The organism is Shewanella sp. BJSY2023SW005 (genome assembly GCF_047314585.1).
Lineage (GTDB): Bacteria > Pseudomonadota > Gammaproteobacteria > Enterobacterales > Shewanellaceae > Shewanella > Shewanella algae.
In genome coordinates this window covers 49,801-73,878 of sequence record NZ_JBKORJ010000047.1, presented here as the reverse complement: position 1 = coordinate 73,878, position 24,078 = coordinate 49,801, and the positions used below count along the sequence as shown (strand labels likewise).

At 53.1% G+C, this 24,078-nt stretch carries 22 protein-coding genes and 4 tRNA genes; 14 read left to right on the top strand and 12 right to left on the bottom strand.

Annotated features, from left to right (window positions below; genetic code table 11):
- Positions 1-493 precede the first annotated feature (493 nt).
- The 7 genes from ACMHXI_RS14335 to rplU form a co-directional block, all read right to left on the bottom strand.
- Entirely contained in the window at positions 494-883 is a 390-nt protein-coding gene (locus ACMHXI_RS14335; RefSeq protein WP_025012068.1) for a DUF3718 domain-containing protein, read from the bottom strand.
- A 132-nt stretch (positions 884-1,015) separates the two neighbouring features.
- Positions 1,016-1,498 carry a type 3 dihydrofolate reductase gene (gene folA, locus ACMHXI_RS14330; protein ID WP_107005010.1) on the bottom strand — a complete coding sequence of 161 codons (483 nt, stop codon included), beginning with the start codon at positions 1,496-1,498 and terminating at the stop codon, positions 1,016-1,018.
- A gap of 23 nt (positions 1,499-1,521) precedes the next feature.
- Positions 1,522-1,989 (bottom strand): threonine/serine exporter family protein, encoded by a 468-nt coding sequence (locus tag ACMHXI_RS14325; RefSeq protein ID WP_174840187.1) that lies wholly within the window; start codon positions 1,987-1,989, stop codon positions 1,522-1,524.
- Entirely contained in the window at positions 1,989-2,750 is a 762-nt protein-coding gene (locus ACMHXI_RS14320; protein ID WP_025012065.1) for a threonine/serine exporter family protein, read from the bottom strand. The genes ACMHXI_RS14325 and ACMHXI_RS14320 overlap by 1 nt, the downstream gene beginning before the upstream one ends.
- A gap of 23 nt (positions 2,751-2,773) precedes the next feature.
- The gene (gene cgtA, locus ACMHXI_RS14315; RefSeq protein WP_025012064.1) at positions 2,774-3,940 is read right to left on the bottom strand and encodes an Obg family GTPase CgtA; all 1,167 of its coding nucleotides are present in this window, start codon (positions 3,938-3,940) and stop codon (positions 2,774-2,776) included.
- A 134-nt stretch (positions 3,941-4,074) separates the two neighbouring features.
- Positions 4,075-4,329 carry a 50S ribosomal protein L27 gene (rpmA, locus tag ACMHXI_RS14310; RefSeq protein WP_011760936.1) on the bottom strand — a complete coding sequence of 85 codons (255 nt, stop codon included), beginning with the start codon at positions 4,327-4,329 and terminating at the stop codon, positions 4,075-4,077.
- A 14-nt stretch (positions 4,330-4,343) separates the two neighbouring features.
- Positions 4,344-4,655 (bottom strand): 50S ribosomal protein L21, encoded by a 312-nt coding sequence (gene rplU / locus ACMHXI_RS14305; RefSeq protein ID WP_025012063.1) that lies wholly within the window; start codon positions 4,653-4,655, stop codon positions 4,344-4,346.
- 273 nt (positions 4,656-4,928) lie between these two features.
- On the opposite strand from rplU, the gene ispB reads away from it, so the two are divergent.
- A complete protein-coding gene (ispB, locus tag ACMHXI_RS14300) occupies positions 4,929-5,900 on the top strand; it encodes an octaprenyl diphosphate synthase (protein WP_025890099.1) in 972 nt (323 codons plus the stop codon).
- Positions 5,901-6,015: 115 nt separating this feature from the next.
- Here ispB and clpB read toward each other — a convergent pair whose 3' ends face one another.
- The 3 genes from clpB to rluD all read right to left on the bottom strand — a co-directional run bounded on the left by clpB (position 6,016) and on the right by rluD (position 10,375).
- Entirely contained in the window at positions 6,016-8,589 is a 2,574-nt protein-coding gene (gene clpB / locus ACMHXI_RS14295) for an ATP-dependent chaperone ClpB (RefSeq protein ID WP_096140912.1), read from the bottom strand.
- A gap of 96 nt (positions 8,590-8,685) precedes the next feature.
- Positions 8,686-9,399: a peptidoglycan editing factor PgeF gene (gene pgeF, locus ACMHXI_RS14290; RefSeq protein ID WP_101059401.1), complete on the bottom strand. Its 714-nt coding sequence runs from the start codon at positions 9,397-9,399 to the stop codon at positions 8,686-8,688.
- Between the two features lies 1 nt (position 9,400).
- Positions 9,401-10,375, bottom strand: a complete 975-nt coding sequence (gene rluD, locus ACMHXI_RS14285; protein ID WP_025012060.1) for a 23S rRNA pseudouridine(1911/1915/1917) synthase RluD — start codon at positions 10,373-10,375, stop codon at positions 9,401-9,403.
- Positions 10,376-10,497: 122 nt separating this feature from the next.
- Here rluD and ACMHXI_RS14280 point away from each other — a divergent pair, with 122 nt between their 5' ends.
- From ACMHXI_RS14280 to ACMHXI_RS14255, 6 genes are all read left to right on the top strand, one after another.
- Positions 10,498-11,259, top strand: coding sequence for an outer membrane protein assembly factor BamD (locus ACMHXI_RS14280; RefSeq protein WP_025012059.1), 762 nt, complete (start codon positions 10,498-10,500; stop codon positions 11,257-11,259).
- 260 nt (positions 11,260-11,519) lie between these two features.
- Positions 11,520-11,595: transfer RNA gene (locus ACMHXI_RS14275), tRNA-Phe, on the top strand.
- Between the two features lie 52 nt (positions 11,596-11,647).
- Positions 11,648-11,734, top strand: a tRNA-Leu gene (locus ACMHXI_RS14270).
- 40 nt (positions 11,735-11,774) lie between these two features.
- A tRNA-Leu gene (locus ACMHXI_RS14265) sits at positions 11,775-11,861 on the top strand.
- Positions 11,862-11,893: 32 nt separating this feature from the next.
- A tRNA-Leu gene (locus ACMHXI_RS14260) sits at positions 11,894-11,980 on the top strand.
- Positions 11,981-12,145: 165 nt separating this feature from the next.
- Positions 12,146-13,768, top strand: a complete 1,623-nt coding sequence (locus tag ACMHXI_RS14255; RefSeq protein WP_107110551.1) for a methyl-accepting chemotaxis protein — start codon at positions 12,146-12,148, stop codon at positions 13,766-13,768.
- Between the two features lie 210 nt (positions 13,769-13,978).
- On the opposite strand, the gene ACMHXI_RS14250 is transcribed toward ACMHXI_RS14255, so the two are convergent.
- Positions 13,979-15,841: a methyl-accepting chemotaxis protein gene (locus ACMHXI_RS14250; RefSeq protein WP_025009057.1), complete on the bottom strand. Its 1,863-nt coding sequence runs from the start codon at positions 15,839-15,841 to the stop codon at positions 13,979-13,981.
- Between the two features lie 293 nt (positions 15,842-16,134).
- Between ACMHXI_RS14250 and ACMHXI_RS14245 the strand changes: the two genes are divergently transcribed.
- The 4 genes from ACMHXI_RS14245 to ACMHXI_RS14230 all read left to right on the top strand — a co-directional run bounded on the left by ACMHXI_RS14245 (position 16,135) and on the right by ACMHXI_RS14230 (position 19,339).
- A complete protein-coding gene (locus tag ACMHXI_RS14245) occupies positions 16,135-17,091 on the top strand; it encodes an ornithine cyclodeaminase family protein (RefSeq protein WP_413735268.1) in 957 nt (318 codons plus the stop codon).
- A 237-nt stretch (positions 17,092-17,328) separates the two neighbouring features.
- The gene (locus ACMHXI_RS14240; RefSeq protein WP_413735266.1) at positions 17,329-17,886 is read left to right on the top strand and encodes an RNA polymerase sigma factor; all 558 of its coding nucleotides are present in this window, start codon (positions 17,329-17,331) and stop codon (positions 17,884-17,886) included.
- The gene (locus ACMHXI_RS14235; RefSeq protein ID WP_413735264.1) at positions 17,883-18,404 is read left to right on the top strand and encodes a hypothetical protein; all 522 of its coding nucleotides are present in this window, start codon (positions 17,883-17,885) and stop codon (positions 18,402-18,404) included. The genes ACMHXI_RS14240 and ACMHXI_RS14235 overlap by 4 nt, the downstream gene beginning before the upstream one ends.
- Entirely contained in the window at positions 18,401-19,339 is a 939-nt protein-coding gene (locus ACMHXI_RS14230) for a DUF4097 family beta strand repeat-containing protein (RefSeq protein WP_413735262.1), read from the top strand. The genes ACMHXI_RS14235 and ACMHXI_RS14230 overlap by 4 nt, the downstream gene beginning before the upstream one ends.
- 46 nt (positions 19,340-19,385) lie before the next feature.
- Here ACMHXI_RS14230 and rsuA read toward each other — a convergent pair whose 3' ends face one another.
- Entirely contained in the window at positions 19,386-20,078 is a 693-nt protein-coding gene (gene rsuA, locus ACMHXI_RS14225; RefSeq protein ID WP_219158951.1) for a 16S rRNA pseudouridine(516) synthase RsuA, read from the bottom strand.
- 236 nt (positions 20,079-20,314) lie between these two features.
- Here rsuA and ACMHXI_RS14220 point away from each other — a divergent pair, with 236 nt between their 5' ends.
- From ACMHXI_RS14220 to ACMHXI_RS14210, 3 genes are all read left to right on the top strand, one after another.
- Positions 20,315-20,833, top strand: coding sequence for a sugar O-acetyltransferase (locus tag ACMHXI_RS14220; RefSeq protein ID WP_232786044.1), 519 nt, complete (start codon positions 20,315-20,317; stop codon positions 20,831-20,833).
- A gap of 190 nt (positions 20,834-21,023) precedes the next feature.
- Positions 21,024-23,123, top strand: a complete 2,100-nt coding sequence (locus tag ACMHXI_RS14215; RefSeq protein ID WP_208170016.1) for a M13 family metallopeptidase — start codon at positions 21,024-21,026, stop codon at positions 23,121-23,123.
- Between the two features lie 142 nt (positions 23,124-23,265).
- Positions 23,266-24,048, top strand: a complete 783-nt coding sequence (locus ACMHXI_RS14210; protein ID WP_101059396.1) for a RelA/SpoT domain-containing protein — start codon at positions 23,266-23,268, stop codon at positions 24,046-24,048.
- Positions 24,049-24,078 lie beyond the last annotated feature (30 nt).

Below are 24,078 nucleotides of genomic sequence, written 5' to 3'. Positions count from 1 at the left end.
CACAGGCGATCCTGTGACACGCTGCGAGTACATCCTTGTAAGCTCTGCCTCGCCATCCCTGGCTCGGAAGGTCACAGTTCCGCCTGTGCCTGGAAATGAGGTGTATGTCTGCAAACTCTTCAGATGTTTCAAGCTACTCAGTGCTAACAGGGTCGCACCAATTTCCCCCTCTGTGTCGCCGACAGCCGTTGGCGCAAATAACGTGGTTAAGCAGCAGCCAATCACCTGCGGTGCGCTTTTCGCACAGGCGATCCTGTGACACGGCGAGAGTTGCGCAGCACCATGTTTTCGAGCGCGAGCCAAGGATGGAAAGCTGACCATTGTGCATGGAGGCATTTACACCACGACTTCAGGGCGTTCAACAACGGTTCTCGCACACCTGCTGTTCGGAGCAAGAAAACAATGGGTTTCCAAAACTCGAGTGTTATAGCGTTAGATAGCAAAAGCCGGGATTAAACCCGGCTTTTATATCGAGCGAAGAAAGATACTAGCCTCAGCTACCGAGGCGCTCTTTGATGGCTTGGGTGATAATACTGGCACCAAAACCATTGGCTTCGGCCCAGTCGACTATGCTCTTGCCATCGGCTTCCGCCACTTCCAGTTCGGTCTTTGACAAGCGCTTGGCAATAAACTCGCCGGTATCTTCGGCGTTGCTGTGATAGGCGGTGCGCAGCAGGCTTTCGCCGTCACAGGAGATCCCGGAATAGATGTTACGTAACTTCATCCGGTTCTCTTTCAGCTTCTTACGCAGGCGGTTTTTGTCGTTGGATTTGACGTAATCACAGATACTGGCAGCCAGTAGATCTTCGGCTTTAGCAGTTGAGGGGACTGACACTGAGGATACAGCAATCAGCGCAGCAATGGCCACGGGCAACAGACGCATCTGACACTCCTTTTTGTAATTGTTATTAATGCCAAGAGTCCTCAGCAAACGCATCTGCTGAGGACTCTTGGCATAAGGATCGGCTCGTGGCTGGCGCCACTCACGTTTCAGGGTTCAAAAGTCCGTCACAATTTAACATTTTCTCACCATATTGATAAAGCGAAAATCCAACCCATTTACACTATGGCCACTTTCCTCGTAAATTTGCTGCCAACTGCCGTCGTCCCATTCGGGAAAGCGGGTATCCCCTTCCACTTGCAAGTCTATCTCTGTCAGATACAGCGTATCGGCTTGAGGCAGAATTTCCCGGTAGAGCTGGCCGCCGCCTATCACCACCAGCTCTTCGCAGTTTCCGGCCGCTTCCACAGCCTCTTTGAAGGAAGAAACCCGGGTAACACCTTCCGGGGCATAGTCGCTCTGGCGGCTGATCACTATGTTGTGGCGCCCGGGCAGGGGACGACCTATTGATTCGAAAGTCTTACGTCCCATCACCACCGGCTTTCCCAGAGTCATCTGTTTAAAATGACGCAGATCTTCCGGCAGATGCCAGGGCATTTGGTTGTCTTTACCTATGACTCTGTCATGGGCCATGGCGGCAATCATGGCGATGCGCATATACGCTCCTTGTTATTATTGGATTAAATCACCGGGCGGGTACGGAAATACAACAGGCTGGGCATGGCCAGACCGACAGACAAAGCCCCGAGAATAAACACGGTTTTCAGGCCATTGGTGACCACTTGTTCCCACAGCTCGGTACTGAGCTGTGACTGGGCAGTCAATTGCACCAGGGCAATCACAGTGTTGTAGGCATAGGAGCCCGGGATCATAGGGATAATCGCCGCCACGGCATACAGCAGTGGCGGTGCCAGATGACGCTTGGCAAAGGCAATAGTCACCATGCCTATGATGCCGGCAGCGGCAAAGGTGGCCCACTCTATCGGCAAACCAAACTGCAACATCAAGGTCCGTGAGCTGTGGCCTATGGCCCCGGCCAGAGCACAGTAAAGCAGATAACGCCTGGGAACATTGAATAGCATGGCAAAGCCCATGGCGGGAATAGCCGAGAAAAAGGCATCATTCAGCAGTAACAACAGAGTGTCCATCACAGGAAAATCCCCCCAAGCTGCATGGCAATGGTAATGCCTATCACTGAGGAAACTGTCATCAATGTCGCCTGCCCCCAGCGAGAGATCCCTACATTCATATGACCTTTAACCATATCCGATATCGAGTTGATCATCGGAAAGCCGGGAACAAGCATCAGCACAGAGGCCGCCATCGCCAGCTCTGGGGTTTGGGTCACAGGATAGAGATACCCCAACTGGGCGGCCAAGCTGGTGACAAAGGCGGTCACGGCAAAATTCACCAACACATTGAAGTGACGTTGCGCCATTGCCAGGCGCACAAACATGCCGATGACAGAAGCAAAGAAGGTGAAAAGGCATGCGGCCAGGTCGCCACCGAACAGGTGACAAAAACTGCCGCAGGAGAGGCCTATCATGGGGATAAGCAGCCACTTGGGGTAGGTTTTGGGTTGCAGTCTGGCGAGGCGTTTGCGGACTTCATTGGGGCCATAGAGGCCTTTTTCGGCCAGCAGGCAAATGCGTTGCAACTCGCACACCACTGTCATATTAATGCCGTGCTCACGAATGCGCCGGGTAGTGGTAATACAACGACCGGAAACCAAGCTGGTGAGCACCAGCGAATTGGAGGAGATGGATAGCTCGACACTGGCCAAGCCAAGTGCCCGGCCAAGACGCTGACTGATCTCTTCAACCAGTTCAGATTCAGCGCCGTAGGCCAGCAATAGCTGAGCAACCCGGACGACCTGCCGGGTGATATCGTTTTGGGTATCAGCGTACACAGGTGTTCAGGCTCGCTCAGATATTATCTTTGGTAAATAACCTCAACATCATAATCATCGTCGTCGAAGTCATCGTCGAACTCATCATCATAGTCTTCGTTGAGATCTTCCAGGCTATCCTGATGGTAGTTGTCCCATTTGAACTCAACATCGGCGTCAGGATCTTGCTGTTGCTCTTCCGCCGGCAGACTGCTGATAAAGTCATAGAGCTTTTCTGCCAGTTCCTTGGTGCCTTCACGGGTATAAGCCGAAATGGTATAAACATCCCCTTCCCAGCCCATCTCCTTGACTATGCTGTCGACTCTTTCCTGCAGCTCTTCTTCCAGCAGCAGATCTGTCTTGTTGAACACCAGCCAACGTGGCTTGGAAGCCAGCTTGGGCGAGTATTTTTCAAGCTCAGTGACAATCGCCTTGGCCGCTTCGGCCGGGCTGGTACCATCGATAGGCTCGATATCCAGGATATGCAGCAATACACGGCAACGCTCAAGGTGCTTGAGGAAGCGAATACCCAGACCGGCACCTTCGGCGGCACCTTCGATCAACCCTGGGATATCTGCCACTACAAAGCTCTGCCCTGGACGTGGGTTTACTACCCCCAGGTTAGGAACCAAGGTGGTAAAGGGATAATCGGCCACTTTTGGTGTCGCGCGGGAAACCGCCCGAATAAAGGTCGATTTACCTGCATTTGGCATACCAAGCAGGCCCACATCGGCCAACAGCATCAGCTCAAGACGCAAGCTACGCACTTCACCGGGGGTGCCCAGCGTTTTTTGTCTGGGGGCACGGTTAACACTGCTCTTGAAGCGGGTATTGCCAAGACCGTGGAAACCACCTTTGGCCACCAACAGCTTCTGACCATGCTTGGTCAGGTCACCGAGTACTTCGTCGGTTTCTTCATCAACCGCCCGGGTACCCACAGGTACCTTGAGTACCAAGTCCTGGCCGCCTTTACCGGTACAGTCACGGCCGCGGCCGTTTTCACCGCGCTCGGCCATATGGAAACGCTCAAAACGATAGTCAATCAGGGTGTTGAGGTTTTCGTCGGCTTGCAGATAAACACTGCCACCGTCGCCACCATCGCCACCGTCTGGACCACCATCCGGCACGTACTTTTCACGTCTGAAGCTGACGCAGCCACTGCCACCATCTCCAGCTTCAACTCTGATCACTGCCTCATCGACAAACTTCATACATACTCCTGGCACCACGGAATGGGGCAATTATACTGCCTAACCCTGCAAGGCGCCAAAAAACAGAAACTATGGCTTTCGCCCAAAACAAAAGCCCCACCAATGGCGGGGCTCAAGCAATTCTGGTTTGAAGATTAGTCTTCGATGCTAACGAACTTACGGTTGTTAGGACCTTTAACTTCAAACTTAACTTTACCGTCAGTCAGGGCAAACAGAGTATGGTCACGACCGATACCTACGTTAACACCTGCGTGGAATTTAGTACCACGTTGACGAACAATGATGTTACCAGCCAGAACTGATTCGCCGCCGAAGCGCTTTACACCAAGACGTTTGCTTTCTGAATCGCGGCCGTTACGAGTAGAACCGCCAGCTTTTTTGTGTGCCATGAGTCAGACTCCTATTAAGCGTTGATAGCAGTGATTTTAACTTCAGTGAACCACTGACGGTGGCCCATTTTCTTCTCGTGGTGCTTACGACGGTTGAACTTTTGGATAGTTACCTTTTCACCACGGCCATGGCTAACAACAGTAGCCACAACTTTACCGCCTGCTACCAGAGGGGTACCCACTTGGACGTTTTCACCATCAGCGATCAGCAGAACTTGATCGAACTCGATAGTCTCACCAGTGGCAACTTCAATTTTTTCCAAACGAACAGTATGGCCTTCAGCAACACGGTGTTGCTTACCACCACTTTGAAAAACAGCGTACATAGCTATTTTACTCCGAAATTCTTAACACGCCGGCTCATCTCTATGAGGCTGGGTGCTACAAAAACTTTAATGACAATGGGCGCGGAGTTTACGCGAAGAATCCTTTACTGGCAAGCCCTAATTGACGAAGAAGAAAAAAAGACCGGATTAACTCGCACATTGATCTCTCTGCTACTGTCTTGTTCATTAATTTTAGGTAAACTTCGGTCTATTAAAATATTTAAGCTTATCGGGAGCTGCCGATTCGGCGTTCCTTCATACCTAGAGTCTACTATGGATTTAACTGCTATCCGTCAGCTGGCTGACGCCGACATGCAAGCCGTCAATCAACTGATCTACAAACAACTCGAATCTGATGTTGCCCTGATCAATCAATTGGGGTTCTACATCATCAACGGTGGCGGCAAGCGTATGCGGCCGTTACTGTCGATTCTGGCGGCCAGATCACTCGACTATAGTGGTGAAGCACACCTGAAGCTGGCTGCTATTATAGAGTTTATTCATACGGCTTCTCTGCTTCACGACGATGTGGTGGATGAATCTACTCTGCGCCGTGGACGGGAAACCGCAAACGCCCTGTTTGGCAACAGTGCCAGCGTGCTGGTCGGCGACTTCCTTTATACCCGCTCTTTCCAGATGATGACAGAGCTGGAGTCGATGAAGGTACTGCAGGTACTGGCCAATACCACTAACGTATTGGCCGAGGGTGAAGTGCTGCAGTTAATGAACTGCAACGATCCGGATACCACAGAAGCCAGCTATATGCGGGTTATTTACTGCAAGACTGCCAAGTTGTTTGAAGCAGCAACCCGTCTTGCCGGTGTGCTGGCCGGCTGCGACAGCGAAATGGAAACGGCGCTGGCCGACTATGGCAAATACCTGGGCACCGCCTTCCAGTTAACCGATGACCTGCTGGACTATACTGCCGACGCCGAAGAGCTGGGCAAGAACATAGGTGATGACCTCGCCGAAGGTAAACCCACACTGCCACTCATCTACGCCATCGCCCACGGGACAGAGCCACAGCGGCAGATGATCCGCCAGGCGATTGAACAAGGTGACGGCACCGAGCATATCGAGGCGATAATTGATGCGCTCAACACCTGTGGCGCATTGGAATATACCCAACAAAGGGCCTATGAAGAGTCTGACAAGGCCATAGAAGCCCTTTCGGTGCTGCCTGAGTCCGACTACAAGCAGGCGCTGATAAGCCTGGCCAAAATCGCCGTAGCCCGCAGTCACTGATAGGCTTAAGACGACGGATTAAAACCCATCAGTTGAATTTGTCGTTTAACCCAAGCAAAAAAAGGAGCGCTCAAAGCGCTCCTTTTTGTTTTTTGCTGTGTGGTTTATGGTGTGATTACTGCTCAAACACCAAGTTGTCGTCGCGATAGTCCACCTTGATCGGCTGCCCTGGCAGTAACTCGCCTCTAAGCAGCTTTTGCGCCAGTGGGTTTTCCACCTCTTGCTGCAGTGCCCGCTTCAGCGGCCTTGCACCATACACAGGGTCGAACCCGGCTCTGGCGATAAAGCTCAGCGCGGCATCTGTGATCTCCAGCTCGAACTCTTTTTCTGCCAGACGTTGGCGCAGCGACTCGACCTGAATCGCAGCAATACTCTTGATATGCTCGCTCTCCAGCGGGTGGAACACCACGGTTTCGTCGATCCGGTTGAGGAACTCGGGGCGGAAGTGGTGCTGCACCACATTCATCACCTGAGCCTTCATCTCATCGTAACTTTGGTGACTGAACTGCTCCTGGATAATGTCGGAACCCAGGTTAGAGGTCATAATCACCACGGCGTTACGGAAGTCAACCGTACGACCCTGACCATCGGTCAGGCGGCCATCATCCAGTACCTGCAGCAATATGTTGAACACATCCGGGTGTGCCTTTTCCACCTCATCGAGCAGGATCACCGAGTAGGGACGACGGCGCACCGCTTCGGTGAGGTAACCCCCTTCCTCATAACCCACATAGCCCGGAGGCGCCCCGACTAACCTGGAGACTGAGTGTTTCTCCATAAACTCGGACATATCTATCCGCACCATGGCGCTCTCTGTGTCGAACAGGAACTTGGCCAGCGACTTACACAGCTCAGTCTTACCTACCCCGGTGGGGCCGAGGAACAGGAAGGAGCCTATGGGCCGGTTAGGATCGGCCAGACCCGCGCGGCTACGACGAATGGCGTTGGCCACGGCATCGACCGCCTCATCCTGACCTATCACCCGCTCATGCAGCGCCTCTTCCATATGCAACAGTTTTTCCCGCTCGCCTTCGAGCATCTTGGAAACCGGGATCCCGGTCGCCTTGGAAAGTACCTCGGCAATTTCAACATCCGTGACCTTGTTACGCAGCAAAGTCATATCCTGCATCTCGGCCTGAGACGCCAGATCCAGCTGTTTCTCCAGCTCTGGGATGCGGCCGTATTGCAGCTCGGACATCCGGGTCAAATCACCGGCGCGGCGCGCCACATCGAGATCCAGTCTGGCTTGCTCCAGATCCGCCTTGATATGCTGAGTGCCCGCCAGTGCGGCTTTTTCTGTGTGCCAAATCTCGTTGAGTTCGGCCGCCTTCTGCTCCACTTCCACCAGCTCGCTGCGCAGGTGTTCGAGACGCTTACGACTGGCCTCATCGTTTTCCTTCGCCAACGCCTGCTCTTCCAGCTTGAGCTGAATGATACGGCGCTCGAGGCGATCCAGCGGCTCCGGCTTGGAGTCTATCTGCATTCGGATGCTGGAAGCGGCTTCGTCGATAAGGTCGATGGCCTTGTCCGGCAGTTTACGATCTGACACATAACGGTGGGACATGGTCGCCGCCGCCACAATCGCCGGGTCGGTGATCTCCACATGGTGATGCAGCTCGTAGCGCTCTTTCAGACCACGCAGAATAGCGATGGTATCCTCGACACTGGGCTCATCCACCAGAACTTTCTGGAAGCGCCGCTCCAGCGCCGCATCCTTCTCAATATACTGACGATATTCATCCAGAGTCGTGGCACCGACACAGTGCAGCTCACCGCGGGCCAGTGCCGGCTTGAGCATATTACCCGCATCCATGGCGCCATCGGATTTACCCGCGCCCACCATAGTATGCAGCTCGTCAATAAAGAGGATCACCTGGCCCTCTTCCTGAGCCAGCTCGTTGAGCACAGCCTTGAGTCTTTCTTCAAACTCACCACGGTATTTGGCACCGGCCACCAAAGCACCGAGATCCAGCGACAATACCCGTTTGTTCTTGATGCCTTCGGGCACCTCGCCGTTGACGATACGCTGCGCCAGCCCTTCAACAATGGCGGTCTTACCCACACCGGGCTCACCGATAAGCACAGGGTTGTTCTTGCTGCGACGCTGCAATACCTGCACTGTGCGGCGAATTTCATCGTCACGGCCAATAACAGGATCCAGCTTGCCCTGCTCGGCACGCTCGGTCAGATCTATGGTGTATTTTTTTAGCGCCTGGCGCTGATCCTCAGCATTGGGATCGTCCACCTTATGGCCGCCACGTACGGCTTCGATGGTTTTCTCCATCAGCTCTTTGGTGGCACCGGCCTGCTTGAGGCACTGTGCCAGGGTGTCGTTACCTTCCAGTGCAGCCAGAATAAACAGCTCACTGGAGATATATTTGTCTTTACGCTTCTGTGCCAGCTTGTCGCACAGATTCAGCAAACGTATCAGCGCCTGGGATAACTGAACATCACCGCCTGTGCCTTCCACCTGTGGCAAGCGCTCCAGTTCCTGACTTACCAGTGAACGCAGAGTGCTGACCTGGATACCGGCTTGGGTCAACAGCGGATGAATTGAACCGCCATCCTGATTCAACAAAGCCATCATCAAATGGACAGGTTCTATGAACTGATGGTCACGGCCAAGAGCCAGAGATTGGGCATCCGAGATAGCAAGCTGAAATTTATTGGTCATACGATCGAGTCGCATACAGCCTCCTGAAACTCTCAAAATAAGGTATTACTTTGTTAGCTTAAAGATGGGGATGCTTTAACTAATTTCAAGTCAGACGAATGAAATAACCACTCAATCAGTGAGCCAAATAAGCGAGGCCATACGGCCGGTACGACCGTCTCGGCGGTAGGAAAAATAGTCTTTGTTGTTATAGGTGCAGACATCCAAGGCATATACCTGCCGAACACCCGCCTGCTGCAATCTGAGCCTGGCAAGCCCCTGCAGATCGCCGAGAAACTTGTCCCCCTTGGCCACAAAGCAGTCGTCGGCCCTGGGGTCTTTATCGCAAAAAGCGGCACGCACTTCTCCGCCGACTTCGAAGGCAGTTTTGCCTATGGCCGGTCCGAGGCAGGCGATAAGCTCGGAGCCGGGACGAAAACGGGCTATTCCCGCTTCGATGACGCCATCACACAGGCCGCGCCAGCCGGCGTGCAGCGCCGCCACCTGGGTGCCTGCACTGTCACACAGAAGTACGGGCAGGCAATCGGCGGTCATCACCACGGCCACATGCGCCTTGCTGTCGCTATAGCTGCCATCGGCAATCCTTAGGGGGTCACGCGCCAGGTCGACCACCTCTGTGCCATGTACCTGCTCCAGCCATGCCGGCTCGCAGGGCAGAGCCAGCCGCTTTGCCAATAGAGCACGGTTGGCCTGCACAGATGCGGGATCATCACCCACATGCAGCCCCAGATTCAGGCTGTCAAACGGCGGCTGGCTGACACCGCCATGACGCTGGGTCATGGCGATTCTGACATTGGCCGGCAGCGGCCAGTGGCAGCCGTACATGTTACAGATACTCCGGCGGATGCTCTTCGGTGTCTTTACGCAGCGCCTTGGTCAGCTCGACCATATCCTCGGGGATAGGTGCCTGCCAGCTCATCAGCTCACAGGTAATGGGGTGCACCAACTCCAGTCGCACCGCATGCAGCGCCTGGCGCTTGAAGTTTTTCAGCACTTCGAAAAAGGCTTCACTGGCGGCCTTGGGGGGTTTTGGACGACCACCATAGACGGGATCGCCCACCAACACATGACCTATATAAGCCATATGCACCCGGATCTGGTGAGTCCGGCCACTTTCCAGCCTCAAGCGCAAGCGGGTATGGGCGCGGAATTTTTCCGCCACACGATAGTGAGTCACAGCCGGCTTACCGCTGTGGTGCACCGCCATATGAGTACGCTTGGTGGGGTGACGCCCGATAGGCTCATCCACTGTACCACCGGCTGTCATGGTGCCCAGCACTATGGCTTCATACTCACGGGTAATGTCGCGCGCCTGCAGCGCCGCCACCAGATGAGTCTGGGCCTCAACAGTCTTGGCTACCACCATCAGGCCTGTGGTGTCCTTATCGAGACGATGGACAATACCGGCTCTGGGCACATGTTCTATCTCAGGGCAATGATGCAGCAGGGCGTTCATCAAGGTGCCATCACTGTTACCGGCACCGGGATGCACCACTAAACCCGCCTGCTTGTTGATCACCAATATATGGTCATCTTCATAGACGATATTCAGATCGATAGCCTGAGCCTCGGCGTGCACCTCTTCTTCCAGAGTGGCTTGAACCTCTATCTCCTGAGATTCCAACACCTTCTCTCTGGGCTTGTTTACCACAGTACCATCAACGGATACTTTGCCATCGAGGATCCATTCCTTGATCCTGGTACGGGAGTAATCGGGGAACAACTCGGCCAAAGCCTGATCCAATCTCAGACCGGTTTGGGTTGCTGATATCTCGCTTTTTAGATTAATCTCTTGCGTCATAGGAACCGTCCCCAGTTAATGGGGTCAAAAACTGTGTACTTTCTGGTACACTCGGAATCGGCCATTTTATCGTGAAATGGAAAAATTCTTAACTACAACTTACTCAAGAATCGAATTCAAGTATGCATAATATTGCCAAAGGCGCTGCCATAGCCTTTTTTTCGCTGGCCATTGTGGCCTGTAGCAGCAAACCGGAAGACGACTTAATTACCAGCAAGCTGTCTCCGGACGTTCTCTACTCCCAGGCCCGCACCTCTATGGAGCTGGGTAACTATACCAAGGCTGTGCGTTCACTGGAGGCATTGGATTCCCGCTTCCCCTTTGGCCCACACAAGACTCAGGTTCAGCTGGATCTGATTTATGCCTACTATAAGTTGGATGATACCCCGTCGGCAGTCGCCAACATCGACAGATTTATCCGCCTCAACCCCACCCACCCGGATATAGACTATGTCTACTATATGCGTGGACTGGTGAATATGCAGGCCGACAACTATCTGTTCCATGACATGCTCAATATAGACAGAAGCGACAGGGATCCTCAGTTTGCCCTCGATGCCTTCAAGGACTTCGAGCGCCTGATCAAGACTTATCCCAACAGCAAGTATGCGGCCGACGCCCAGAAGAGAATGCAGCACCTGAAGAATCGTCTGGCGCTGTATTCGGTTAAAGTGGCCGAATACTACCTGAAAATGAATGCCTGGAGCGCAGCCGCCATCAGAGCCCAGTCTGTAATGGAAACCTATCCAGGCACCCCATCGATAGAGCGCGCCCTTGAGATCATGGCCACCGCTTACGATGAACTGGGTCAGGAGCAGTTAAAGCAGCACGTACTCACTGTCATGCGTGCCAACTATCCGGGGAATGACCTCCTCAAGGATTAATCCCTTAACGCCCCACTTTAACGTGGGGCGTTTTGTTTTCAGGGCAAGACCAAGCCCCCTTAAGCCTCAGGATCCGGCTTTACAGGTCGAGTTTTCGATTTGGCTAATTCACCCCTAGCCCAGTAATGGCGCGGCTTTCGCTCAAAAGCTAAGCAATATGCGCCTTTTCGAGTAAAACTTGCTCAAACACGCGATATTTTGAAATATTTCTCAGAAAAGAGTTGACTCAAAACCGTAAAAGTCTTTTAATGCACGCCGTCGCCCGAATAGCTCAGTTGGTAGAGCAGCGGATTGAAAATCCGCGTGTCCCTGGTTCGATTCCGGGTTCGGGCACCACCTTCAACTTTAAGGTGCTCAGGCGACTGAGGAAATTGCAAGGCAGTACAGTGCAGGTGTGGTGGAATTGGTAGACACGCCAGCTTCAGGTGCTGGTGCCCTCACGGGCGTGGAAGTTCAAGTCTTCTCACCTGTACCACTTTGCAATAATAGTTAGCTGTACGTTAGACTCTAAGTGTGCAGGTGTGGTGGAATTGGTAGACACGCCAGCTTCAGGTGCTGGTGCCCTCACGGGCGTGGAAGTTCAAGTCTTCTCACCTGTACCAATTAACACATAAAGAGTCGAAATGAAAACAGTGCAGGTGTGGTGGAATTGGTAGACACGCCAGCTTCAGGTGCTGGTGCCCTCACGGGCGTGGAAGTTCAAGTCTTCTCACCTGTACCAATCATTTAAACCTCGCAATGCGAGGTTTTTTTGTATCCAAAATTTGCCTCTCTCTCGTCTCACGCGCTTCATACTTTTTTGCTATACCTTTTGTATGGCTCAACAAATTGGAATGACAGAGCCTGATCCAAGGATGTATTACCCTCTGGACTAAGGTTCTCAAGCATGAAGTTACAGCTGAAACACAAGATGTTGCTCGGTATGGCCGTGCCTCTTCTCTTGATGCTGCTACTCTGTGGTATCGCCATCAATATCATGAACAAAATCGACTCAGGGGTAGAAAATATCTACAGCGACCGGGTTGTACCACTCAAAGATCTCAAAAGCATTGGCGATGATTATGCCGTCTTTGTCATAGATGCCATCAATAAGGCCAATGCCGGAGATTTCAGTGCCGAACAAGCCAGAACCGCACTGGATGAAGCAGACAAGAGCATCAAACAGAGATGGCAGGACTACACAGCCACTCAGTTAACCGCCAGAGAGTCACAACTGGTCAATGAGGCCAAGCGGCTGTTTATTCCCGCCGATGAGCAAATAAAACGTCTGCAAAATAAATTGGCCACCATGAGCGGTAATATTCAGGGCCAGCTCAGCCAGGAAATTATTCCTCTCTATCAGGTGATAGACCCCATCAGTGGCAAGATTGCCGATTTGGTAACCCTGCAATTGGATGTCGCCAGGCAGGAAAGAGATCAGGCTCAGAACCTTTACTCCTCTTCCGTTGTGCTGTTTATCTCTCTGGTCAGTGTGGCAATTATCGCCAGCTTGCTGCTCAGTGTTTGGGTCAATCGCAGCGTCATGTTACCCATAGGCGATATTCTCACCCAGCTGAAGAAAATTCGCAGCGACTCAGACTTAACCGTGCAGTTCAAAACCTTCAACGCCGACGAGCTGGGGCAGATATCCGATAACTTAAGAGATGTGATATCTCACCTCAGGGGGATACTCAACAACATTGCCAATGCCGCCAATACGGTCAGCGACTCGGCGACCGAGCTCTCAAGCTTCACCCAACAAACCAACGAGCGCATGCACAGACAACAGGCCGAGACAGAGCAGACGGCTACCGCCATGAATGAAATGACCGCCACAGTCTCCGAAGTAGCCCAAAGTACCACGGCCGCTGCCGACTCGGCCCACAGCGCCGATGCCAGTGCCGCCAATGGCGATTCAATAGTGCAGGAGTCGATTGCCAGCATGGTGGCACTCTCAGCGCAAATTCAGGGTACGGCGCAGGTGATCACCCATCTGGCCAATGAAAGCCAAAACATAGGCAGGGTACTGGATGTGATTAAGGGAATTGCCGAGCAGACCAATCTGCTGGCACTGAACGCCGCCATTGAAGCGGCCAGGGCCGGCGAGCAGGGCCGGGGTTTTGCCGTGGTGGCCGATGAGGTAAGAACCCTTGCCAGTCGCACCCACAGCTCAACCCAGGAGATTGAGTCCATGATAGCCACCCTGCAGACAGGTGTGCAGGAGGCGGTGACAGCCATGGAGCAAGGCATCACTCAGGTCGAGCAGGCCAACAGCAAGGCCAATATGGCCGGTGAGGCCTTGAAAGAGATAGTGGTGTCGGTCGACTCCATCGCCCAGCTCAATACCCATATCGCCACCGCAGCCGAAGAGCAAAGCAGTGTGGCGGAGGATATCAATCGCAGCATTATGGCAATAAGCGACATCACCCAACAATCGGCCCAGGCAGCCAACGAGTTGACCGAGTCGGTCAGCAACTTAAGCCATCTGGCGGAAAACATGCGCGCCGAAGTGGCCCGCTTCCGTCTCTAACTCGCTGAGGGCCCTTCGGGGCCTATTTTTTATTCCCTGCCAGTTCCAAGCCTTTTGTGAACCAAAAACCTTTTGCCGCCATTCCTGACAGATTCCTCGAAAAAAGCCTTCTGCACAGCAGAGCAAGAAAGTGCCACAACCGCTAAAGACTACAGCAGCAACTAAAACAAAACCGCGGACATGCCGCGGTTTTCGCCTGTGCCTGGAAAGCTAGATTTTGAATTGGCTCACCGCCTGATGCAGGTAATCGGCGCGGTGGCGAACCTCATCGGATGCAGTGGCATTCTCTTCTGCCGCCTGAGCCGATTCCTCGGCAATATCGCGGATCACCACCACGTTCTTGTTCACCTCAGCGGCCACCATACTCTGCTCTTCAATGGCGGCGGCTATCTGAGTGCTCATGTCCATGATATTGGTGACATCGGCATTGATCTGCGCAAGCAAGGTGCCGGCACTGGCCGCCTGTTGGGCACTCTCACCGCCCTGCTTCTGACTCTGCTCCATGATATCCACAATCGAATGGGTACGGCTCTGCAGGGTTTGAATGATGCTGGCAATCTCTTCGGTCGACTCCTGAGTTCGCATCGCCAGACTGCGCACCTCATCGGCCACCACAGCAAAGCCTCTGCCTTGCTCACCGGCCCTGGCCGCCTCAATGGCAGCGTTCAGTGCCAACAGATTAGTTTGTTCGGCGATACCGCGGATCACATCCAGTACGCTGCCTATGGTCTGACTGTCTTTTTCAAGCTCGGCCACCACATTGGCCGAGTCATCCAACTGCTGTGCCAAAGACTGGATCTTGCTGATGGTATCCTCAACGCCAATCTGACCTTCCTGGGCATTGTGGTGGGTCTGCTCCGCCTTACCGGCGGCCAGTTCGGTATTCTTGGCAATCTCGTCTATGGTGGCGCCCATCTCGGTGATCGCTGTGGCAACCATATCGGTTTCATTCAGTTGCTTGGACACACCTTCCGAGGCGCTGATGGCGTTGCGGGACAGCTCTTCACAGGACTGGCGCATGGCATCAACAGATTCAATAACCTGCTCGATCAGCTTCTGGAAACTCTCCACCATGCTGTTGAAATGACGTCCTATCATGCCCAGTTCATCGTTGGAGCCCACATCGCAGCGTAGTGACAGATCTTTTTGCTGCTCAATGCGGGAAATAACGCCTGTGATACGCTCGACCGGCCCCATGATGCTGCGGATAATCACCACAGTGCTAATCACCAGCACCAAGGCGATCAGGCCAAACAGCGCCAACCCCAGCATGAAGCTGTTCTGCTGCTCGTTTTCCACCTTGGCTATCGCCAACTCTCTCAGCTTGGTGGATGAGCTTTCCGTGGCAAAGATCGCCTCTCGCAGCTGCCCCATCATGCCCTTGGACTCGTCGAGTCCCAGCTGCTGTTCCTTGGCCACCAAACTCTTGAAGCTTTGCTGGTACTTGCTCATCAGTTGCTCAATATTGCTACGAACACTGTAGTCCAGCAAACTGGCGCTCAAGGCTTCATTGAAGCGTTCAATATTGCTATCAAACTTATTGAGGTAGCTGAGATCCCGCCGCAACATAAAGTCTTTCTCGTTACGCCTCAGTTGCAGCATCAACACCATAAGCTCTGGCACGTTATGTTCTGCCACCAAGCTTTCGACATTGTGCACCGCAGAGCGTAACTCACCGTAGAGGCCACTCTTGGGATCCAGGCCTATCTCCTGTTGCAATTTCACCACACCGGCAAACAACTGTCGGTAGCTGGCCAAATCACGGTTAAAGCTGTTTATCGGTGCCTCGGGGAGATCATACTCCTTGAAGATGACCGCCAACTCTTGCATCAACTGCGCCGTGGCCTGTGCTTCCTGCTGATGTATCTCGACATACTTGAGATCCTGGCGGCCAAAAAAATCCTTTTCATTCTTGCGCATGCTTAATACTTCTTTGTCCAGCTCAACCACTTTCTGGATGGCGATGGACAGTTCAGTCTGCACCGAGCTGGAATATTGCTGCAGTGCAAACATCAATACCAAGGCGCCTATCGAAACAGCGGCACTCAGTAACAACTTGTGGCGAATAAGCATGGTGTTACCTCAATAAAAAACAGTCACTCTAAAAAAATAGTCGCAATTCTGTTGCCGTGTTAGCTGAGTTAATCCGGTAACAAAAATGTCACCTTATATTGTCAATGATTAACCTATTGAAAAACAGTCACTAGCCTTGTCACAGTGCAAAAAAAACTAAAAAAAATTCTATTAACTGAGTCAAAAAAACCGAAAGCGCCAAGCATCTGTCTTTCATGAGGGTTTTTGCCTTTCAAACAACAATTGCATACAGTATGCAAAAATTTAAAATGCACACAAGGAAGCGCAACACCATGAAAATCATTCCAGCAGAGCAAATCCAACAGGTGTTGGATTTCCCATCCCTGATAACCGCCCTCAAACATAGCTTTGCCAACGCCCCCGATCTTCCCAAGCGAAACCTTTACCCGCTGGACAACAGCAGCAAGGATGCCTTCGCCGTACTACCGGCTTGGGATGATTCGGCAATTGCCGTCAAGGCATTCAGTTACTTTCCGGAAAACCCCAGTCGCAATGCCGAGCTCAAGAGCCTCTACTCGCAGATACTGTTATTCAGCCGGGAAACAGGGGAACCCTTGGCTTTACTTGATGGCACCAGCATTACCTACTGGCGTACAGCGGCCGTCTCGGCCTTGGCCGCTGCTTCACTGGCACGGGAAGATGCCAGTCACCTGTTGCTGTTCGGCACTGGTAATCTGGCAAGCTATATGGCACTGGCTCATGCCGCCGTCAGACCGATAACCGAAATCGCTATCCGGGGCCGCAGCCGGGATAAGGCTGCCAGGGTAATGGAACAGATAGGTGCTAAACGCCCGGATATCCGACTCAGTTTTTGCGAGGAGATAGAGCGGGATGTTGCCAACGCCGATATCATCAGCTGCGCCACCGGCAGCCCCGTGCCTCTGTTTGATGGCAACTGGGTAACACCCGGTACCCATGTCGATCTGGTAGGCAATCATCATCAGGATGCGCGGGAGTGCGATACCGAGCTGGTGCTCAGATCTCAGGTCTTTGTCGATAACCGCAGCAATGTGTTTGCCGAGGCCGGAGAACTGCTGCTCCCCAAGGCCGAAGGCGTATTCCAACTGGAGCAGGTTAGCGCCGAGCTGGCCGAGCTTTGCCGCGTAGAACACAGCGGCAGACAAAACCGCGAGGAAATCACCCTGTTCAAGAGTGTTGGCAGCGCCTTGGGAGATTTATCGGCCGCCAATCTGGTGTATCGCACCCTGTATCCAGGCGATAACACTTGAATCTGCCCGCTCCCGGTCATTGGACTCGGCCAAATAACTGCAACAGAATAAAGCGTAGAAAACAGCCTATAATTGACAGTTAACAATAAAATCTAATAGATTGATTAACAATGACTTTTAAATAGAATCCTTCAGTAAGCAAAATACTGGAGGATTTTTTTAATTCTTTTTTAAACCTTTTAAGCGGGTCAAACTATCCAATTACTATGACTCGCCCAAACCATTAAGGACAGCCCAGTGAATGCCAGCCCGCAGCTGACAGAAACCAGATACCAGCAAGAAGTGGACTTCCCGCTGGTGCAGCGTGCCCGTTTGGGGGACAAGCTTGCCTTCGCCGAGCTCTACCGCCTGCACCATGGCAGAGTCTATGCATTGTGTTTGCGCCTGGCCGGCCAGGTGCCACTGGCAGAAGAGATGACCCAGGACTGCTTTATCCGTGCCTGGGAGAATCTGGACCAATTCCGCGGTGAAAGCAAATTCAGTACCTGGCTGCACAGCCTGAGCGTCAATCAGGCACTGAGTAGTTTGAAAAAACAGCGCAGCTTCTGGGCCAGATTTCTGCCTGTGACCACTGAGGCAGACACAGAAGAGTCGACCACAACCCACACGGAGGAAACCTCTGTGTTGGAGCGCAAGATCCTCAAGTTACCCGAGCGGGCCAGAGTCGTGTTTGTGCTGTTTGCCATTGAGGGCTACAGCCATGAAGAGATAGCCGCCATGATGGGCACAAGTACCGGCACCAGCAAGGCGCAGTACCACAGGGCAAGAAACTTGCTTCAGGAGATGTTGTCATGAACAAGCAGCCAACATTGGAACAACTGATAGAACAACTGCCACGGGAAAAAACACCCGAGCGCGACCTCTGGCCTGAAATCGCCGCAAGGCTGGAACAATCTCAGCCACCCAAGGCCGCAAAATCCAGCAACGGCTGGCGCAATCTGGCTATCGCCTGCAGCCTGCTGTTGGTGTCCCTGCTCGGCTATCAGGGATTGCAGCAAACCCAAAGCCGCGTCGACCCACAGATGCTGGCCATGCTGGAGCAGTTGCAGTATCAACACCAACAACAGGTGAAACAACTGGAAGCCAATGTCAATTTCGGCCAATGGCAAAAGGTCAGCATGACCACGCCGCTCAGTCGCGGCATAGATGAACTCAGGGAAGCCGCAACGCAGATATTCCAGGCACTAAAACAAGACCCGACCGATCAACAACTTTGGCAACTCTGGCTTTGGGTACAGCAAAGGGAGATAGAGCTGCTCACCCTGGGTGAACAACTGCCCACTCAACTCGACCAACAAGGAATCAGCATATGAACAAGATATCACTAACCCTACTCTCCTCAGCCCTGCTGCTGAGCCCGGTATTGCAGGCGGCCGAGAAGGTCGATCAAAGCGCGGCGCTGGAGTCCGGAGCTAAATTGAATATCAAGATCCAACGGGGAGAAGTGAAGATCCGCAGTTGGGACAAGGCTGAAGTCGCCATCAAGGGCAAGCTGGATGAGCTCAGTGAAGGCCTGGTGTTTGGTCAGCAGGGCGGCAGCTTTGTTATCGAAGACAAGCTGCCCAAGAGCTATAACAGCCGGGACAAAGACGGCTCAAAGCTGGAGATCTTTCTGCCCGCCACAGTCAATATGAAGCTCAAAGGCGTTTCCGCCGATTATGACCTTCAAGGATTGGAGGGTGAGATCTACTCAGCCAATGTCAGTGGCGATATCAAGGGCCAGGATCTCAAAGGCAATCTGCAACTGACCACGGTTTCCGGCAGTATCCACACCCAGAGCAACCAGGGTGAACTGTATCTGGAAACCGTTTCCGGCGACATTGAGGATAAACAGAGTCTGGGCAAGGTAAGTTATCGCCTGGTGAGCGGCGAACTAAACGCCGAGAGTGATGCCATAGAAGTGGAGCTGGATCAGGTCTCGGGCAAGAGTCAGTTGACCCTCAAGGCTCCCGAGTCACTCAAGGCCAGAACCGTCAGTGGCGACTTGAGTATTGCCATGCAAAGCCTTTCTGGCAATGCCAATGTCGATAGCGTCAGTGGCGATATTGAACTCAAGTTTGCCAAACTGCCGAATGCCGCCTTTGATATCAGCGGTGGCCCAGGTGGCAAGATTGACAACCAACTGACTCAGGACTCACCGAAAAAAGCCAAGTACACCAAGGCTGAATCGCTGCAGTTCCAAAGCGGTTCCGGCCAGGCCGATGTCAGTATCAACACCATCAGTGGCCGGATTAAACTGCAGCAATAATCAGCTGTATCGCACCAAGGCCTCCAGCTGGCCTTGGTGCTTTTTTTCAGCCTACCGAGGCTATCTCGGCTTCGGTCAGATAACGCCACTCGCCGGGTTCCAGTTCACTATCCAGCTCTATGGCGCCGATTGACTCACGATGCAGGGCTTCCACTTTATTGCCCACAGCGGAAAACATACGTTTCACCTGATGATATTTACCTTCGGTAATAGTCAGCAAGACTTCGGTCGGGCTAATTAACTGCAACTGCGCCGGCCGGGTCAGCCCCTCTTCCCGGTGCAGCGCCAGGCCAGCGGCAAATTGTGGGATCAAGTCTTCAGTAACTGGGCTGGCCAGCCACACCCGGTAGCGTTTGCCGCATTCCTTCTTGGGAGAGGTTAGCTTGTGCGACCACTGGCCATCGTCGGTAATCAACACCAGACCTGTGGTATCGGCATCCAGGCGCCCGGCAATGTGCAGGCTCTCGGGCTTTTCTATCTCCAGTAGACTGATGACCGAAGGATAGACCTCATCCACGGTTGAGCATATGGTATCGACCGGCTTATGCAACATCAGATATCTGTTGCCTATCAAGCTGATAGGTTCACCATCGAAACACACTCTCATGCCATCACGCACCTTGAAGCTGGAGTCCTTGACGATTTCACCATCGACACTGATTTCACCGCGGTGCAGCGCCTTCTTGGCCATGGAACGGGTCAGCTCTGTAGACTCACAGATAAATTTATCTAAACGCACTTGGCTATCCAACCTCTTGAGTTTATGCCGTGTCAATTGCGCGCCATTATGGAGCCTGACGGACTAAAGGGCAAAGACTTGCTTGCGTACCAGCTACACCGGCGGCAGACTCGGGATATCCGCCTCACGATAAGGCTATCTAGCCCAATATGCAGACCAATATTCAAGACTCTCAAGCCGCCAATAACTCCTTGGCTGAAACCGACAACCCGGCCTTGGCGAAAATTTATCACAGGATGATCAGCGGCGAGGAATATTGCTGTGTGGATCCTGAACTGCTGCGTTTTCGTGCCAAGCAACAAGGGCTAAACCGCAAAGCCAATCTGGATCCCGATGGCCATATTCCTCCAGGACTACTGCCCAATCTGGCACCGAATGCCACGATCTGCACGCCATTCTTTGTCAGTTATGGCATCAATCTGCAACTAGCATCCGGAGTATTTATCAATACCAACGCCACTTTGCAGGACAATGCCCCCATCACAATCGGCGCCAACAGCATGCTGGGCCCCAATGTGCAGTGCTATACGGCAACCCACCCGCTGGAGGCAGCTCCCCGCATTGCCGGGCTGGAAACCGCCCGCGCCATACATATAGGTGAGCGGGTCTGGATCGGGGGTGGCGCCATCATATTGCCAGGCGTGCACATAGGTGACGAGGCTGTCGTCGCAGCAGGCAGCGTGGTCACCAAGGATGTACCCGCCGGCACCCTGGTGGCCGGAAATCCAGCGAGGGTCAAACGCTCACTCAAATAAGCGCCTGTAACCTTTGCTTACAACTCCCGCGGCGCCGAGGCTCGCTGTCATCGCTGCGGGACTTGTTTACATTCCCACACAGGCCTTAACATAGGCATCACTGCGGTTTTTCCCGAACAAACGGGTGTGCAGCCAATCTGATAAAAATGTCCCCTCGCGGGACACCAAAGAACAAAGAAAAGGAAACAGCATGAGAAAAGTACTCATTGGGGGATTGTGTGCCTCACTCATCGCAGGCCTATCTGCCTGTAATGACAAAACGGCTGAGACCCAGGCTGAAACAGCCAAACAGCCGGAAGTCGCCAAAACCGCAACTGCCACCGCCGTCAGCCAAGCTCTGGGCTCGGGGATTGAATTTGCCAACTTTGACAAGTCTGTTCGTCCTCAGGATGACTTCTATACCTATGTCAACGGCGGCTGGATCAAGAACACAGAGATCCCGGCAGATCGCACCAGCACAGGCGCTTTCTATGATCTCAGGGAAAAATCCCGTGACGATGTCAAAGCCATTATTGAAGAAGTGGCGCAGAGCAAAGATCTCAAGCCCGGCAGCGACGAGCAAAAAGTGGCCGATCTTTACCGCTCCTTTATGGACAGCGATACGCTCAACCAGCTGGGGATCAAGCCACTGGAGAGCGAGCTGGCAATCATAGATGCCATCAAAGACAAGCAAGCACTGGCGGCCTACTTCGGCAAGAGCCAAATTCTCGGTGGCGGCACGCCCATGGCCTTCTATATCGATGTCGATGCCAAGGACTCCAGCCGCTATGCCACCCATATCTGGCAATATGGCCTGAGCCTGCCGGAGAAAGACTATTACTTCAACGAAGGTGAGCGTTTCGTCAACATCCGCAAGGCCTTTGTAGAGCATATCGCCAAGATGTTCACCCTGGCCGGTTTTGCCGAGCCACAACAAAGCGCCGAAGCCATCATGAAGCTGGAAACCGCTATTGCCGCCAAGCATTGGGATGTGGTTGAAAGCCGTGACAGCACCAAGACCTACAACAAATTTGAGGTCAAAGAACTGTCAACACTGGCGCCGGACATCGACTGGAACGCCTACCTGACTGCGCTTGGCGCCGACAAGCAAGCCGATATCATCATTAATCAGCCCAGCTTTATCGAAGGTCTGAACCAGATAGTCAAAGACACAGATCTGGCGACCTGGAAGACATATATGCGCTGGCAGCTGTTGACCCACTTCGCCTCAGATCTGAGCGAGCCGCTGGATCAGGAAAACTTCGAGTTCTTCGCCAAGACACTCAACGGTCAGCAAGAACAGGAACCTCGTTGGAAGCGCGGTGTAGCCAAGGTCAACAGCCTGCTGGGTGAAGTCGTGGGTAAAGTATACGTCAAGCGCCACTTCGCCCCTGAAGCCAAGGAGCGGATGGAGCATCTGGTGGAAAACCTGCGCGGTGCCTACGCCGACAGCATAGATGAACTTGAGTGGATGGGCGCAGACACCAAAGTCGCCGCCAAGGAAAAACTGGCCAAGTTCAATCCGAAAATCGGCTATCCCGACAAGTGGGAAGACTACAGCAAGCTGACTATCAAGGCTGACGACCTGGTCGGTAACGAGATCCGCGCCGGTGAAGTGGAACATCAGAAGCAACTGGCCAAGTTGGGCAGCCCCATAGACAAGGGCGAATGGCACATGACGCCACAAACCGTCAACGCCTACTACAACCCGACCATGAACGAAATCGTGTTCCCGGCCGCCATCTTGCAGCCACCTTTCTTTAATATGGCTGCCGACGATGCCGTCAACTATGGTGGTATAGGTGCGGTTATCGGCCATGAGATGGGTCACGGCTTTGACGATCAGGGTGCCAAGTTCGACGGCGAAGGCAATATGCGCGACTGGTGGACCGAGCAGGATCTGAAAGAGTTTGCCGCCCGCGGCAAGGCGCTAATCGCCCAGTATGACGGCTACTATGTGTTTGACGACCTGCACGTTAACGGCAGTCTGACCCTGGGTGAAAACATCGGCGATCTCTCTGGTGTCACCATAGCCTACAAGGCCTACAAAAAATCCTTGGCGGGCAAAGAGGCTCCGGTAATCGATGGTCTGAGCGGTGATGAACGCTTCTTCCTCGGCTTCGCTCAAATCTGGCGCGCCAAGATCAAAGAGGAAGCCATGCGCAACCGAGTGGCCACAGATCCTCATTCACCGGCCAAGTTCCGCGCCATAGGTTCACTGTCCAATATGCCGCAGTTCTACAGCACATTTGATGTGAAGCCAGGTGACGGCATGTATATTGAGCCGGCCCAGCGCGTGAAAATCTGGTAATTTTACGCTTGCTCAGAAAGGCGCCTCAAGGCGCCTTTCTTTTTAGATGAATAAAGTTTCATTTGAGGTTCAGCAAGGGTTCAGAGCCAAGTGCTACATTGGAGTCAAAGCCACTTAGAAGTCATTCTGGATGCGAGGCCCCATGACCCGATTATTCCGCACTTTCCTGGTTTTCCTGTTATTGCTTTCGGCGCGCACCGCCTACGCTCAGCCTTCAGAATATGAAGCTGAACTGAGAGAAGACAGCAGTTACAGCCTGCGCCAAAACTCGACCATCCCATTCAATGCCCTCAAGAAACAAAGCTTCAGCGCCCCAAGGCAGCCCGTTTCCAGCCTCAATGCCCTCTATCAGCAGGCACCTTTGGCACAAAATGAATTGCACAGTCTCCTGTCACAGATAGCCAATCAGAGCGAGACCGAGCTGCAACTGGCCAAGGTGAAAGAGCGTCAACGGGCCGAAGCCAAGGTGGCACACAAGCTGAATAACAACCCCGCCGCCCTGACAGATCTGGTGCGAGCCACCCTGATAGCCGACAACCTTGATGACCTGCAACTGGCCTTTGACACCCTGAATCAACAGGCCAATGTGCTGCAGGTCAAAGACAGGTTTGCCCAGCCCAAGGCCTCCGGTTATCGGGATATCAACCTGCTGCTGCAGCTGCCGAAAAGTGGCCTGATTGCCGAAGTTCAGTTGCACTTAAGGGAGATTGCCGCCATCAAAAACGGCGCCGAGCACCAAGTCTATGAAGAGGTGCAGGCGATGGAACATAAGGCTGCCCGCGAGCAAAGGCCTTTGAGCGAGCTGGAACTGGCCCGGATCCAGAAGCTGCGCCAGGAATCACACAAGCTGTACCACAAGGCTTGGTTGGGTTATAAACGCCAACAAACCCAGACTCTTGGCATAGAAAATACCATAGTCGCCTGACAAAGCTTGTCAGCGGCCAACAAGCCGCTA

Coding starts and splice junctions, on each gene's coding strand:
- ACMHXI_RS14280 (WP_025012059.1), top strand. CDS start 10,498: ATGCATAATATTGCCAAAGGCGCTGCCATAGCCTTTTTTTCGCTGGCC.
- ACMHXI_RS14230 (WP_413735262.1), top strand. CDS start 18,401: ATGAACAAGATATCACTAACCCTACTCTCCTCAGCCCTGCTGCTGAGC.
- ACMHXI_RS14215 (WP_208170016.1), top strand. CDS start 21,024: ATGAGAAAAGTACTCATTGGGGGATTGTGTGCCTCACTCATCGCAGGC.
- ACMHXI_RS14235 (WP_413735264.1), top strand. CDS start 17,883: ATGAACAAGCAGCCAACATTGGAACAACTGATAGAACAACTGCCACGG.
- cgtA (WP_025012064.1), bottom strand. CDS start 3,940: ATGAAGTTTGTCGATGAGGCAGTGATCAGAGTTGAAGCTGGAGATGGT.
- ACMHXI_RS14335 (WP_025012068.1), bottom strand. CDS start 883: ATGCGTCTGTTGCCCGTGGCCATTGCTGCGCTGATTGCTGTATCCTCA.
- ispB (WP_025890099.1), top strand. CDS start 4,929: ATGGATTTAACTGCTATCCGTCAGCTGGCTGACGCCGACATGCAAGCC.
- rpmA (WP_011760936.1), bottom strand. CDS start 4,329: ATGGCACACAAAAAAGCTGGCGGTTCTACTCGTAACGGCCGCGATTCA.
- ACMHXI_RS14250 (WP_025009057.1), bottom strand. CDS start 15,841: ATGCTTATTCGCCACAAGTTGTTACTGAGTGCCGCTGTTTCGATAGGC.
- ACMHXI_RS14210 (WP_101059396.1), top strand. CDS start 23,266: ATGACCCGATTATTCCGCACTTTCCTGGTTTTCCTGTTATTGCTTTCG.
- rplU (WP_025012063.1), bottom strand. CDS start 4,655: ATGTACGCTGTTTTTCAAAGTGGTGGTAAGCAACACCGTGTTGCTGAA.
- rluD (WP_025012060.1), bottom strand. CDS start 10,375: ATGACGCAAGAGATTAATCTAAAAAGCGAGATATCAGCAACCCAAACC.
- clpB (WP_096140912.1), bottom strand. CDS start 8,589: ATGCGACTCGATCGTATGACCAATAAATTTCAGCTTGCTATCTCGGAT.
- folA (WP_107005010.1), bottom strand. CDS start 1,498: ATGCGCATCGCCATGATTGCCGCCATGGCCCATGACAGAGTCATAGGT.
- ACMHXI_RS14245 (WP_413735268.1), top strand. CDS start 16,135: ATGAAAATCATTCCAGCAGAGCAAATCCAACAGGTGTTGGATTTCCCA.
- pgeF (WP_101059401.1), bottom strand. CDS start 9,399: ATGTACGGCTGCCACTGGCCGCTGCCGGCCAATGTCAGAATCGCCATG.
- ACMHXI_RS14325 (WP_174840187.1), bottom strand. CDS start 1,989: ATGGACACTCTGTTGTTACTGCTGAATGATGCCTTTTTCTCGGCTATT.
- ACMHXI_RS14220 (WP_232786044.1), top strand. CDS start 20,315: ATGATCAGCGGCGAGGAATATTGCTGTGTGGATCCTGAACTGCTGCGT.
- ACMHXI_RS14255 (WP_107110551.1), top strand. CDS start 12,146: ATGAAGTTACAGCTGAAACACAAGATGTTGCTCGGTATGGCCGTGCCT.